At 51.9% G+C, this 13,716-nt stretch carries 10 protein-coding genes; 6 read left to right on the forward strand and 4 right to left on the reverse strand.

What is annotated here, in order from left to right; translation table 11 throughout:
* Positions 1-24 precede the first annotated feature (24 nt).
* Positions 25-2,445 (reverse strand): hypothetical protein, encoded by a 2,421-nt coding sequence (locus ACO6V1_RS19270; protein ID WP_422459528.1) that lies wholly within the window; start codon positions 2,443-2,445, stop codon positions 25-27.
* 112 nt (positions 2,446-2,557) lie between these two features.
* A complete protein-coding gene (locus ACO6V1_RS19275) occupies positions 2,558-2,857 on the reverse strand; it encodes a DUF1820 family protein (protein WP_422468081.1) in 300 nt (99 codons plus the stop codon).
* 382 nt (positions 2,858-3,239) lie between these two features.
* On the opposite strand from ACO6V1_RS19275, the gene miaB reads away from it, so the two are divergent.
* The 5 genes from miaB to lnt all read left to right on the forward strand — a co-directional run bounded on the left by miaB (position 3,240) and on the right by lnt (position 8,790).
* The gene (gene miaB, locus ACO6V1_RS19280; RefSeq protein ID WP_422446599.1) at positions 3,240-4,589 is read left to right on the forward strand and encodes a tRNA (N6-isopentenyl adenosine(37)-C2)-methylthiotransferase MiaB; all 1,350 of its coding nucleotides are present in this window, start codon (positions 3,240-3,242) and stop codon (positions 4,587-4,589) included.
* Positions 4,590-4,690: 101 nt separating this feature from the next.
* On the forward strand, positions 4,691-5,842 hold the full coding sequence (locus tag ACO6V1_RS19285; protein ID WP_422468083.1) for a PhoH family protein: 1,152 nt from the start codon (positions 4,691-4,693) through the stop codon (positions 5,840-5,842).
* Positions 5,842-6,303 (forward strand): rRNA maturation RNase YbeY, encoded by a 462-nt coding sequence (ybeY, locus tag ACO6V1_RS19290; RefSeq protein WP_422446603.1) that lies wholly within the window; start codon positions 5,842-5,844, stop codon positions 6,301-6,303. Before ACO6V1_RS19285 ends, ybeY begins: the two co-directional genes overlap by 1 nt.
* Positions 6,304-6,388: 85 nt before the next feature.
* Positions 6,389-7,231, forward strand: a complete 843-nt coding sequence (locus ACO6V1_RS19295) for an HlyC/CorC family transporter (RefSeq protein ID WP_101745588.1) — start codon at positions 6,389-6,391, stop codon at positions 7,229-7,231.
* Complete coding sequence (lnt, locus tag ACO6V1_RS19300) at positions 7,231-8,790, forward strand: apolipoprotein N-acyltransferase (RefSeq protein WP_422446605.1); 1,560 nt, start codon at positions 7,231-7,233, stop codon at positions 8,788-8,790. The genes ACO6V1_RS19295 and lnt overlap by 1 nt, the downstream gene beginning before the upstream one ends.
* Positions 8,791-8,826: 36 nt before the next feature.
* Here lnt and ACO6V1_RS19305 read toward each other — a convergent pair whose 3' ends face one another.
* Positions 8,827-9,801, reverse strand: coding sequence for a hypothetical protein (locus ACO6V1_RS19305; RefSeq protein ID WP_422459532.1), 975 nt, complete (start codon positions 9,799-9,801; stop codon positions 8,827-8,829).
* A gap of 152 nt (positions 9,802-9,953) precedes the next feature.
* Here ACO6V1_RS19305 and ACO6V1_RS19310 point away from each other — a divergent pair, with 152 nt between their 5' ends.
* Entirely contained in the window at positions 9,954-12,935 is a 2,982-nt protein-coding gene (locus ACO6V1_RS19310; protein ID WP_422468085.1) for a hypothetical protein, read from the forward strand.
* Positions 12,936-12,995: 60 nt separating this feature from the next.
* On the opposite strand, the gene ACO6V1_RS19315 is transcribed toward ACO6V1_RS19310, so the two are convergent.
* Entirely contained in the window at positions 12,996-13,655 is a 660-nt protein-coding gene (locus tag ACO6V1_RS19315; protein WP_422446611.1) for a YdcF family protein, read from the reverse strand.
* Between the last annotated feature and the right edge of the window lie 61 nt (positions 13,656-13,716).

Genomic DNA, 13,716 nt, shown 5'->3' on the forward strand with positions numbered 1-13,716 from the left:
TTTGAAACCATGTACTAGGCAATATCACACCCCCAGGTAATACAGAGGATCGGCAATGCGTTTTAACGCAAAAAACTCATGCCCCTTGTCATCATAAACTTTTCTTAGCTTGTGGCTGCTGACCAGGCCACTCAACTCAGAAAAAACATGGCCAAAACCGGAGCATCCGGATCGCAGGCGCTTGCAGGCCTCAGCGTCCTTTTTTTGCTCCGGGTTCTGATGGTGCCGCTGAATCAGCATCTCCTGCAACCGGCCACTGAGGATACGCTTCTCTATGGGCTGTGCCAGGTAACAGGCCATGGCCCGGGAGACCCAATCCAGGGCAAAGTGCAACATTTGCCATTTTGCCTCCTTCTCATCATTCAGTTGGTCACCGGCCAGGATGACCGCGTTCATCTGCTCGGGAAAAATACACTGCCGCAAGTAGAACCAGGCTGCATCTTCGCAAACACGCCCATAGACCTGGTCCTGCATCAGCCACTGTTCAATACACAACTGCTCACTGGCAAGATCACTTTTGTTTCGATGGGCATTAATCTCCCGGACAAACCTCTGAACCATCAAATCACTATCGCTGAAGCGCCCCTCCCTTGGCATAAACAGCTGCCGTGGGGCCGTTGCCCCGGCCACCTTCTCAGGCGCTGGCCTCAAAGATGTAACCGGTGAAAGTTGGTCTATCTGTGCCGCTTCCGGGGTTTTATCCGGATGTTCGCGGTCTTCAGAATCTGATTGTTCAGGCAAATCAGACTCCGACGGCAAATGCCTCTGCTTAACCGGCCGGACAACTTCAGGTGTTTGCTCCGTATCCGGACTGTGCTGCTTCGGGGCAACCACGTTCCCTCTGAACTCCGCCCTGCTGCGCTGATGTGTTTTTCTTTTTTTCCTGCTTTTCCTGCTGCCAGATTCAACGACAACCGGCGTTTTAACAGCATCTGTTGCTGCAGTGCTGGTTACGGCAGGAATATTTAACTCACAGATTTCAATTAATGAATCCAGCCTTCGCCTGAGGGACTCTGGCAAACCGGGTAAGCTGCGCAGCTGCTGATACAGTTCCCGGGACTTTTCAAACCGACCAAAACCCAGGTTAATATCACCCGCATCTTTGAGCAGCAGCGGGGACAAGCCACTGTCTGCCGCATTAGCCAGATGTATAAGGGCGATCAGCGGATGTTTTTCAAACCCTGTGGAACAAAGGTACATTAGCCCTTTGGTCAACTTCATAAGCCCACTTACAAAGCGTGACTCCTTCGCCTCAAGACGTTGCTCGAAGTACTTATACAGCCTTCTTTTCGTATCCCCCTTGCCTGCATCCTTGAATACCCCGCCAAGCAGATTATTTATTGTCCCTTTCGATACCCGCAACTTCGCCCCCGATTCCTCAAACACTTGCCTGAGATCGTTATGGTTATAGCGGTTGCGCCTGGAGCGAAGTTCGAGCCTGCCACCTTCCTGTCGGGAACGAATAATGTCACTCCAGTCCAAAGTAATGATCTGCCTCAGCCCTTCCGGATAGTCAGCAAACTTTTTGATCTCAGGCTTGGCATTGGTACCCATTATCAGCCCCCCCAAATCCAGCATGAACAAGTCACGGGGCGTCATTTTTTCAAGACAGCTTTTGAAGTGTTTGTCAGTCAGCTTGAGGAGGGTAGTGAATGCATCCATCAGCTCCCGGGCAAAAGTCCGTTCCAACATAATCATTTCAGAGCTCCGATTCAGGAACGGAACCAGCAGACGCGGGATAAGAAAGGGTGAAACCAGCAGCAGCTTATCTGTATTACAACTCAGCTTCACCAGCAGCCAGGCGGCGGGAAAAAATTCAGTCTCCCGGACCAACTGAGAAAGCTCCTGCACCTGCTCATAATCCATAGAAGAGGGTGACTGTCCGGAAATCAGCAAATATAGCTCAACAGCCCTGAGATAAAGGTCGAGAAAATCCTTATCAATATTCTTAAGCTTTGCCAGGATGGGTTCAGTGGCTTCAGGCTCCCCGGCATATTGCAAAGCCAGAAATCCTGACAACAGAAAATTGCATTTCTTACCATTACTGACGAAGGGAGACAATTGCTCTTCTTCATCACAAATGCATGCAGCTAAAATGCGCATTATCGCCCGGCTATCGAAGGGGTGCGATGTACCAAAGGCGGACATCACCGCGACCACTTTTTCCCGGCTCGATAAATGGTTGTTCTTTTCGCTGTTAACAGGGTTACCCATTAACAGCCCGGGGCCATGATCAGATACAGCGGTTGCAGAGGTGCAGGGAGCGGCATCGGGGAACGTAGCAACAGGGAACCCTGAACATGCCGGTGATGAGACATTAACCACTGCCAACTCTCGTCCCCACGCGATGGCTGAGGCTGAACCAGAAGCAGACATCGCATCACTGCCCCCTGGGACAGCACTGCCAACTTCCAGTGACTTAAGAGAATCTGACAGTGAATCCATAATATCCCCCACTACCGGCACAGGCCAAAGGATGACGGTGCTGATGCCATGGATACGAGCTGTGACTGCCTAACCAGCGGTTAAGTTCAGTCCCTGCTGGGAATATGGGGCATCACGGGGAAGGGTCGGACATTACACCCTGTGCTTCAAAAACCTTGCCGGTTCCCTCTTTTTCCACCTCATCAATACGAATAATGGTATTCAGTGGAATGTAACTGCGCTTTACACCTTCAAACGCTGCCTTCAGTTTCTCTTCGCCCGGGTCAACCAGTAGCTGACTGCGCTCACCGAAGACAAACTCCTCAACCTCAATGAAACCCCAGAGTTCACTCTGGAAGATCTGTCGGGCGTAGATTTCAAACACTTCGCCCTGATTTTGAAAAATCACACGGAAAATGGGGGTTTTCGCCATTAGGTTCTAGTACCACGTTAATTCTGCCCAGACGTTTTACGGCTTGAGCTGACCATAGGATTTCAGGGCGCAGATCATAACACAAAGCCTGACTGCAATGGTTTGCCTAAATACACTGGAATGTACAAATCTGACCGGATCGATTATTCGTCATCCCACGCCCGCACTCTGCAATGACCACAATACAATCTATGTAATCACGGTTTAACCGAGCTCATCCTTGACTATCCTCCATGGTGCAGGGTAGCTATAATGCCCGGTTTATGAACAACAGGCTTGGCCTCGCTGCAGGTTTGAGCCCTCCAGGAGGCTGTTTGGGAATAGCGCCCACAGGGTGGACTATTCCCGGACAGCCTCCCGGCACAAGCCAGTAAAGTGTGAAATGAGCAAAAAACTGTATATCAAAACCCATGGTTGCCAGATGAACGAGTACGATTCCGCCCGTATGGCTGATCTGCTCGGCGAGACTCATACCCTGGAGCTGACGGACAATCCGGAAGAGGCGGATGTCCTGCTGGTAAACACCTGCTCCGTGCGGGAAAAAGCCCAGGAAAAACTGTTCCACCAGCTGGGTCGCTGGCGAAAACTGAAAGAGAAAAACCCGGACCTGATCATCGGCGTTGGCGGCTGCGTTGCCAGCCAGGAAGGTGATGAGATCCGTAAACGGGCACCCCAGGTTGATGTGGTGTTTGGCCCACAGACCCTGCACCGTTTGCCGGAAATGATCGATGCCAGCAAGGCCAACCATATTCCCGTGGTGGACGTTACCTTCCCGGAAATTGAAAAGTTTGACCGTTTGCCGGAACCCAGTGTGGATGGTCCAACGGCGTTTGTCTCCATTATGGAAGGCTGTGACAAGTACTGCACTTACTGCATCGTTCCATATACCCGTGGTGCGGAAATCAGCCGCCCCATGGATGACGTTATTGCTGAATGCTATGGCCTGGCGGAAAAAGGCGTTCGGGAAATCAACCTACTGGGGCAAAACGTCAACGCCTATCGTGGTGAAAAACACGATGGCTCCGTCTGTGACCTGGCGGAATTGATCACGGTGGTGGCTGCCATTGACGGGATTGACCGTATCCGCTTTACCACCTCTCACCCACTGGAGTTTTCAGACAGCCTGGTCAATGTCTACGCCGAAGTTCCCGAGCTGGTCAGCCATCTGCACCTGCCGGTACAGAGTGGTTCTGACCGGGTCCTGCAACTGATGAAACGGGAGCACACCGCAGCAGACTACCTGAAGAAAATACGACAGCTTCTGGCTATCCGCCCTGACCTGAAGCTCTCCTCGGACTTTATTGTCGGCTTCCCGGGAGAAACCGATCAGGACTTTGCAGACACCATGAACCTTATTGCAGAAGTGGGCTTTGACGCCTCGTTCAGTTTTATCTTCAGCAAGCGCCCCGGAACTCCCGCCGCCGATATGGAAGACAATGTTCCCGAGGAAGTGAAGAAACAGCGCCTGCAGATTTTGCAGAACCGCATTAATCAGCAGGTTATTCAGATCAGCCGTCGTCTGGTGGGCAGCACCCGGAAGATTCTGGTGACCGGTTACTCCAGGAAAGATCCGGGACAATTATCAGGACGTACCGAGTGCAACCGGGTAGTGAATTTCCAGTGTGCTGACCCTCGCCTGATTGGCCACTTTGCGGATGTCGAGATTGTTGAAGCGTTGCCGCACTCTCTGCGTGGTACGCTGATCAGTTCCGAGCTGGACAGCGTGGCCTGAGAAAAAGAGGCGTAATGCCTCTTTTTCCTGACTGGCTTACATTCAGAGACCATCGTAATATCTTACCTGAATCCACTTGCAGTAAAGGCTAAACACTGACTTTGAATACCAAAACACAAGGACAGGACTCTTCCGGAAGTAACAACGCCTCTGGCCATAATGCCACTGATCAAAACGTCTGCCGCTTCTCTCTTGAGCCTGATGAGCCACAGAGGTTCGCCGAACTCTGTGGGCAATTCAACCAGCACCTGAAACAGATCGAAGAACGTCTCGGTGTCACCATCCGTCATCGTGGTAATGTCTTTGCCATCCAGGGTGACAATGGCCGTGCGGAGGTAGCGGGCGAAGTCGTCAAGCGACTGTTCAGAGAAACCGGTAAGGACGAACCCCTCAGCCCGAACACGGTTCACCTGTTCCTGCAGGAATCGGCCATTGAGTGGATACACGAAGAACCCGAAGACAAGCTGATCTCTCTGCGTACCCGCAAAGGCCTGATTACGCCCCGGGGGCCTAACCAGCAAAGTTATGTAAAGTCGATTCTGCAGCACGACATCAATTTCGGTATTGGCCCTGCGGGTACCGGGAAAACCTACCTGGCCGTTGCCGCTGCGGTACAGGCCCTGGAAGAAGAACAGATCCGTCGCATTCTGCTGGTGCGTCCTGCGGTGGAAGCGGGGGAAAAACTGGGCTTTCTGCCTGGCGACCTGTCCCAGAAAATCGATCCTTATCTCAGGCCTCTCTACGATGCCCTGTATGAAATGCTCGGTTTTGAGCGGGTTGACCGACTGATAGAGAAAAATGTGATTGAAGTTGCCCCGCTGGCCTACATGCGGGGTCGTACACTCAATAATTCATTTATTATTCTCGATGAGTCCCAGAATACCACTCAGGAGCAGATGAAGATGTTCCTGACCCGTATCGGCTTTGGCTCTACCGCCGTGATTACCGGTGATATCACCCAGGTTGACCTGCCCCGGGGGACACGCTCCGGTCTGGCCAGTGCCATTGAAGTCCTCAAAGGGGTCGACGGTATCGGCTTTACCTGGTTTAACGCCAAGGATGTGGTACGCCATCCCCTGGTACAACGGATCGTGCAGGCCTATGACCGTTTCGACAAACTGACCCAGGAGCAGTCAACAGGAAAGTATTCCCGACCGGGTAAGCAACCTTCTGCTCCCCGCTCTGCACGCTCTTTACCAGCTGAGGGCTCTTTACCAGCCGAGGGCTCTTCATCACCCAGAGGCGCACAATAATGGCCTCGGTTCATATTGATGTGATGATTAACAGCCGCAGCACACAGCTTCCCGAACAGAGTGAGCTGGAAAAGTGGGCCGCAGCTGCCGTTGGCCAGCACCGTCAGGAAGCTGAAATCAGCCTCCTGATCGTCGATGAAGATGAAGGTGCCGAGCTGAATCGGCAATGGCGGGGCAAGGAAGGGCCAACCAATGTACTGTCCTTTCCTTCCGATCTGCCTGCCGAACTGGAGTTGCCATTACTGGGTGATTTGATAATCTGCGTCCCTGTTGTTGAGCAGGAAGCTATTGAACAGAAAAAAAGTCTCAATTCCCACTGGGCTCATATAATGGTTCATGGCACACTTCACTTGCTTGGCTACGATCACATTGACGATCAGGAAGCCGAAGAAATGGAGTCTCTGGAGACGGAAATTCTCGGTCAGCTCGGCTATCCTGATCCCTATCAGGACAGAGAGTAATCCTGACAGGCTTTGGATCACGTTTAACACATTCATCAGTAAACCGCCCACCGGGAGGTGGGCATAGCCGTGAAGACAGAGGGCAATGAGCGACGACCATTCGACGGAAGATCATCCGTCACCATCATGGATGGACAAACTGACCAGCATATTTCACCAGGACCCCAAAGACCGCAACGCGCTGCTGGGCATACTGCGAGATGCCGGAAGCCGGGGCATGCTGGATGATGAAGCGCTGAGCATCATCGAAGGCGCTGTTCAGGTCGCGGACATGCAGGTTCGTGAAATCATGATCCCCCGCTCCCAGATGGTCTGTGTGGATGAAGACCAGAACCCGGAAGAGTTCCTGCCCCAGGTTATTGAGTCGGCCCACTCCCGCTTCCCGGTTATCGGCGATACCAAAGATGAAGTCATCGGTATTCTGCTGGCCAAGGATCTGCTGCCGTTGATTCTTAACACCGGGGGCAAATTCAATATCAAGAACCATTTACGACCAGCGACTTTTATCCCGGAAAGCAAACGCCTGAATGTTTTGCTCAGGGAGTTTCGCACCAACCGTAACCACATGGCCATCGTTATTGATGAATTTGGTGGAGTGGCCGGACTGGTCACCATTGAGGATGTGCTTGAGCAGATTGTTGGCGATATCGAGGATGAAACCGATGTTGACGAAGATACCTTTATCAAACCGGCGGATGACCTTGAACACGCGTTTATTGTCAAAGCGCTGACGCCCATTGAAGACTTTAACGAGCAGTTTGCCACCAGGTTCCCGGATGATGAGTTTGATACCATTGGTGGTATCGTCATGCAGGAGTTTGGCCATATGCCAACCCGCAATGAATCCGTGGAAATTTCCGGCTTCCGCTTTGATGTACTGAACGCCGATGGTCGTCGGATTCGACTGTTGCGGGTAACCCCCTGCTGATGCCTGCTGCGACGTCCCGTTCATCTCTTCAGGTTGTGCGCTACCTGCTGTCGCTGGCCGCAGGTGCGGCCATGCCCCTGGGCTTCAGCCCTTTTGACATCTGGCCAGTTCCCATGCTGGCTGTTGGCATGATCTTTCTTTTGACCCGAACATTACCCGTCAAGACCGCAACAATGTGCGGTTTTCTTTTTGGCGTCGGGATGTTTGGGGCTGGCACATCGTGGATATACGTCAGTATCCATGAATTTGGGGCCGCTTCCCCCATGCTGGCCGGACTGCTGACCGGGCTTTTTGTCCTGGGCATTTCCGCCCTGATGATCATGCCGGTCTTCCTGCTTTACAGCTGGCTTAATCAACGAAAAGCCGGGGCAATGCCCCCCTGGCAGCAGGCACTGATGTTTTCAGGGCTCTGGGTACTGTTTGAGTGGGTGCGCAGCTGGTTGCTGACTGGCTTTCCGTGGCTGTTATCGGGCTATGCACTTCTGGACACGCCCTTTGCAACGCTGGCTCCCGTTATCGGAACCTATGGCTTAAGCCTGCTGATGGTAGCCACCGCCTGCCTGTTGTTTGCCCTGATTATTCCGGCTAAACAGCAGCGAACACCCAATATTATTGCTTTATTCATCGCCCTGGCAGGTTGGGGACTTTCGTGGCCGCTCAACAACATGGCATGGACAGAAAAAACCGGCGATATCTCCTTCAGCGCGGTACAGGGAAATATTCCCCAAAACCTGAAGTGGGACCCTGACTTTATTCACACCACCATCATTAATTACATTGGCCTGAGTGAAGACCAGTGGCAGCAGGAATTGATTATCTGGCCGGAAAATGCCATTCCACTGTTTTATAACCGTGCCCGGGGCTTGATGGCCCAGCTGGACAGACTGGCCCGTCAGAATAACAGTACATTAATTCTTGGTATGCCAGTGGATGATAATGCTGGCAGCGAAACCCGTTACTTCAACAGTATTCTGTCTCTGGGAGAAGGCTATTTACCCGCAGACGGCCCCGGCCGCTACGACAAGCAGAAGCTGGTGCCATTTGGTGAGTACGTTCCCATGGAGTCCCTGCTGCGCGGGCTGATTGATTTCTTTAACCTGCCCATGTCAGAATTCTCCCGTGGAGACTCAGAACAGACCTTACTCAAGGCGGGCGAGGTAACCATTGCCCCTTATATCTGTTATGAGGTGGTTTACCCGAACTTTGTCGCACAAATGGCGCAAGAGAGTGGGCTGCTGATTACCATCAGCAACGATACCTGGTTTGGCAAATCCATTGGCCCTGTCCAGCATTTCCAGATTGCCCGGATGCGAGCACTGGAAACCGGACGCTTTATGATCCGGGCCACCAATGATGGCATTACCGCCCTGATTGATGAAAAGGGACGTGTGGTAAAAACGATTCCGCGCTTTACCCATGGCGTTTTGTCAGCAACCGCAGAGGTTCGCGAGGGCCAGACACCATTTATGATGTACGGCTCCTGGCCGGTGTTACTGCTAGGCTTGTTTCTGATTTTTCTGCCGCTGTATGCAAGAACCCCCCGAAAAAGAAGTCAGTGATGCCGTGGGATAGACCCAGCCCCCCCGGACAGCCCCTCAGGGGGCCATTGTCTTCCCAAGAGCGACGTCCCTGGTTAAATCCACCTCCTGCTCAAATCGTTCAAACGCAGCGATAAGTTCAGACACTATCGTTTCCAGCCTACTCTGTCTTACAGCTTCTTCCAGCCCGGATAATCCCAGATATTCCTCAACATAACCAATTATCTGATCGATCATCCGGTCATCAGGCTGGAGATGATCCAATGGCGAATTACCCCGGTCATCCAGATTTTCCAAACTCGGCCAGGCTCCTTCTGCTAACAATAATGCAAATACTTTAACCCTCTCGGGATGTTCACTTCTGCCTGCGTGATGAAGTGGCCTTACACCCGCATTGGTCGGATGATTGATGGCGATTTGATAGTCAGGATCAGCCCTGAACATATCACAGTACCACCGCACCACCTCCTCCCTGCCACCGGCTGCCAGATTAAACCGGTTATTACCCGTATTATTGGCAGCCTGCCCCTTTAAATCCCCCGGAGTTAATATTGCCTTGATGGATTTAAACAGTTGGTAATATTCCGTCCGCAGTGCTTCGGGAGCACTGTTTAACAGAAAAACCAGTATTTGATCCGGACAGTCCCTGTTGATTGCCGGCCCCACTTTACCAGCAACTTCATAGGCCATTTCATCGACTGATCTGGCCCCATTGGGTTCATTAAACAGTGAAACAATCCGCTCACGGGAAACTGAATTACAAATCACCTGAAATGCCTGAGAATCTGCTGCTGCACATGCCCAGTGAAGAGGGTTCATGCCAAAAGGGCAATCAACATCCCTGCCGATACGTAACGCTTCAGCAGCCACAGAAGCCAGAGGTTTTGCCTTATCAGCAAAATCAGATACATGTCGGCACCTGGAAAAATCAAGCACCTTCTGCTCCATAGTTGAAGCAATTCCACCACTGGCAATCGCCTCACCAGACACATGTCTGTACGGATCAAGGGGCTGAGTTCCGGGGGCATCCATCAAAATATCCTCTCGAAGCTGAAGTAGTTTGAACTTTTGATTGGCAATCCAGAAAAAAGTTTCGTCCAATGTTCCTTATATAAAAATGGAACCGGACAGCCGCTGCAAGGTCAAACGGCGATATTTAATGTCCAGGTGTGCAGGGTGTCTTTTTGAAAGCAGCAGCATCCACTCATTCCCCCCCGAAGCCTGCGGACCGGGTTACACAACAAGCCGGTTCAAACAGGATTCCTGAGCGCGTCGGATGTAGATTTAACGGTAAAAGTGTCTCAACGCATCCGTTTCACAGAGGCACAGCCCCACCCCTGAATGATGCCAGGCGTATTGAGGCTGCCTTTTGGAATAAAAGGCTGTTAAAGGGACATCAAATCACCCCGGCTGAGGTGTTTAAAGCCTATGGCAGTGACCGTTCGTCTCTCAGAGCTGGCTTTTTCCTGCAAAGGCTTTGTGCACAGAACATTCTTCTTGACAATAAAAAAGTCACCCCGGAGCAGGTCATCCAAGAATTCAACCGACAGCCAGATGGCAATGATAAGTGCAGATTGGCGATAGCACGCTATAGAGAAGAATTTTGCCTGAAGGGCCTGCCATTAAATGGTCAGCCGGTCACAGCGGATACGGTGATCAAGGATTTCCCGAATACTCCACACGGCATACTGGGAAGAGCGCGCTTTAAGGAACAATGTTGCCTCAGCGGCCAGCCGTTGAATGGCCAGCAGATTACACCGGATGAGGTGGTTAAGGCTTTTCCGGACAGTCAAGCCGGTAAACTGGGGGTAGCCCGCTTCACCGCAGAATGTTGCCTGAAGAGCCTGCCGTTGCATGGCCATCGGGTCACAGCAGATGCAGTGGTTCAGAGTTATCAGGCGGCCGGAGCAACACTGGAGCTGGCACGCTTCAAAGCGGAATGTTGCCTGAAGAGACTTCGGTTGGATGGCAAGCTGGTCACACCGGATGCGGTGGTTAAGGGTTTTCCGGGCAGTCCGGCCGGAAAACTGGGGATCGCGCGTTTCAAAGCAGAATGTTGCCTGAAGAACCTGCTGCTGTATGGTCGACGGGTCACACCGGATATGGTGGTCAAGGATTATCAGGCCGCCAGGGCATCTCTGGAGCTGGCGCGCTTCAAAGCAGAATGTTGCCTGAAGCACCTGCTGTTGTTTGGCCGACAGGTCTCACCGGATGAGGTGATGAAGGATTATCAGTCCGCCAGGGCACCACTGGAGATGGTTCGCTTTAAAGCAGAATGTTGCCTGAAAGGACTGCGGTTGAATGGTCGGCCGGTCTCACCGGATGAGGTAGTTAACGGTTATCAGACAACCAAAGCGCTGCTGGAGCTGACGCGCTTTAAGGAACAATGTTGCCTGAGGAACCTGCCGTTGAATGGCCAGCGGGTCACAGCGGATGCCGTGGTTAAGGGTTATCAGGCCGCCAGATCACTACTGGAACTGGCACACTTCAAATCAGAATGCTGCCTGAAGGGCCTGCTGTTGCAGGGCCGTCAGGTCTCAACGGATGAGGTGGTGAATGATTTCCTGAACAGTCGGAAAGGCAAACTGGGGATAGCGCGCTTCAAGGAACAATGTTGCCTCAGGGGTTTGTTGTTGTATGGCCAGCAGGTCACCCCCGAAGAGGTGGTTACGGATTTCCCGGATAGTCCGGAAGGCAAACTGGGCAGGGCCCGCTTCAAGGAACGATGTTGTTTCAGGGGCAAGCTGCTGCATCGCCAGTCGGTCACAGCACATCAGGTGGTTAAGGATTTCCCGGATAGTCCGGAAGGTAAACTGGCGCAGGCGCGCTTTAAGCAACGGTGTTGCCTGAAGGGCGTGCCACTGAAGGGCCGACAGGTGACACTGGAAGAGGTGATGCAGGATTATCAGGCCGCCAGAGCAACCCTGGAGCCCGCTCGCCTAAAAGCAGAATGTTGCCTGAGAGGACTGCTATTGAATGGCCGGCAGGTGGCTCCGGATGAAGTAGTCAGGGGTTTCCCAAATAGTCCGGAAGGCAAACTGGGAAGGGCCCGCTTCAAGGAGCAATGTTGCCTGAAGGGCCTGCCATTGAATGGCCAGCCGGTCACACCAGATGCAGTCGTTAAGGGTTTTCCGGACAGTCAGATTGGCAAACTGGGAATAGCGCGCTTTAAGGAACAATGTTGCCTGAAGGGCCTGCCGCTGAATGGCCAGCAGATTACACCGGATGAAGTGGTTAATGACTATCAGGGTGCCATGGCAACAATGGAACTGGCTTGCTTTAAGGCGGAATGTTGCCTGAGGAGCCTGGCCTTGAATGGCCAGCAAATTACACCGGAGGAAGTGGTCCGGGGTTTCACCAACAATCCGGCGGGCCAATTGGCAGCAGCGCACTTCAAAGCGGAATGTTGCCTGAGAGATCTGCTGTTGAATGACCAGCAGGCCTCGCTGGATGCGGTGGATTATGAACGGGGTGGCTGGTTGCTCGAAAACACTATTTTGTATTCTCAGCTGCCATTGAAGACGAAAGTATTGGAAAGTATCTGGGATAACCAGCAAGTATTAGACGCGTTTAATGAAATACCCGGCGATCATTCGGCTGTGCAAACCAAATATCTGATTCAAAGGCTGAAACAATCTCTGCGGTACGGTGACACCAACGAAGCTCAGGATATACTTCAACAGGCTTGGCAAATCTCAAACAACGCACCGGTTCAGGACGATGAGCAACACCGACTGCAATGTATCCTGAAATTCATGGCTATGCAGAATGAATGGGCAATTGACCATGAAAACCTGTCAGCAGAACAGGTGTTGGAATCCACCAAAACACTGAGACACTCATTTCAGAACTTACGTATACGTTTCTTCTTCCTGGCGCACTGCTATATCAACAGCCTGTGTGTTAATGGACAACAAATCCATAAGGATCAGGTATTAGAATGCCTCAAGAGTTTTCCTGAAGAAAGTAAACTGCATTATGCTTTAGTTTGCTGGCTTGAAGAATGCAGCACCGACACCAATGTAATGGATTATATGCTGTTTAGACGAGAAAACACCGTTGGCGGTGATAGTCTTCACGGATACGATGTCCCTGATGGTCAACATGGGACTTCGGCTTACTTCATGTTATCTGTTGATGAAGACTATGGGCTTGATATGAATTGAACGACAAAAATTTTCTAAATAACACTGCCCCAGGCTGGCCTTCGAGGTTAAACACAACACTCAGCTGCGATAGATCAGCCAGTACCATAAATACCCGGCGTACTCTCTGAAAGCACGTTCACTGTCGCTCAAATAACGGGCACTGGGCAACCATCGACTGATACGGAAAGTGTCTTTTGAGGCATTGGCCAGCATACCTGGTGCCGGAATCACATGAAAACCCGCTCGTTCAAAGCTGAGAACGGCCCTTGGCATATGCCAGCCATGGGTCACGAGTAAAACCGACTGAATATCCTCAGGCAGCATTTCACGGGCATACACTGCATTTTCCCGGGTTGTAGTACTTTGATCCTCCAACCACCGGGTTTCCACAGCAAAATCATGCTTAAGACTTTCTGCCATGGTGGCTGCTTCCGGTCGGAAACCGCCACCACTGACCATAACCGGCAGCTCAGTCTGACGGCTCAGCCATGCGCCATAACGGAGTCGCTCCAGGGTATACATAGAAGGGCGAAAGCCTGACATCTCGGGGCTGATACGAGGTAAACCACCACCAAGAATCACCACTGCCTGAGGCTCTACAGGTTGTGTTTGCCCCGGCGTAAAGACCGGGTAACGCTCAAGACTGCGAATAAGCAGCGATGAAACCGGCTGGGTTGAGAACAGATAAAGAATGACCAGTGCCAGCCAGGCAATCCATGACTTAAAAATCAGTCCCATTATGATCAGCCAAATCAGCAACATGAAAAAAGGAGTCCATTTGTTTTTCTAGGAGCCTGTC

Source organism: Endozoicomonas sp. ALC013, assembly GCF_049310205.1.
Taxonomy (GTDB): domain Bacteria; phylum Pseudomonadota; class Gammaproteobacteria; order Pseudomonadales; family Endozoicomonadaceae; genus Endozoicomonas.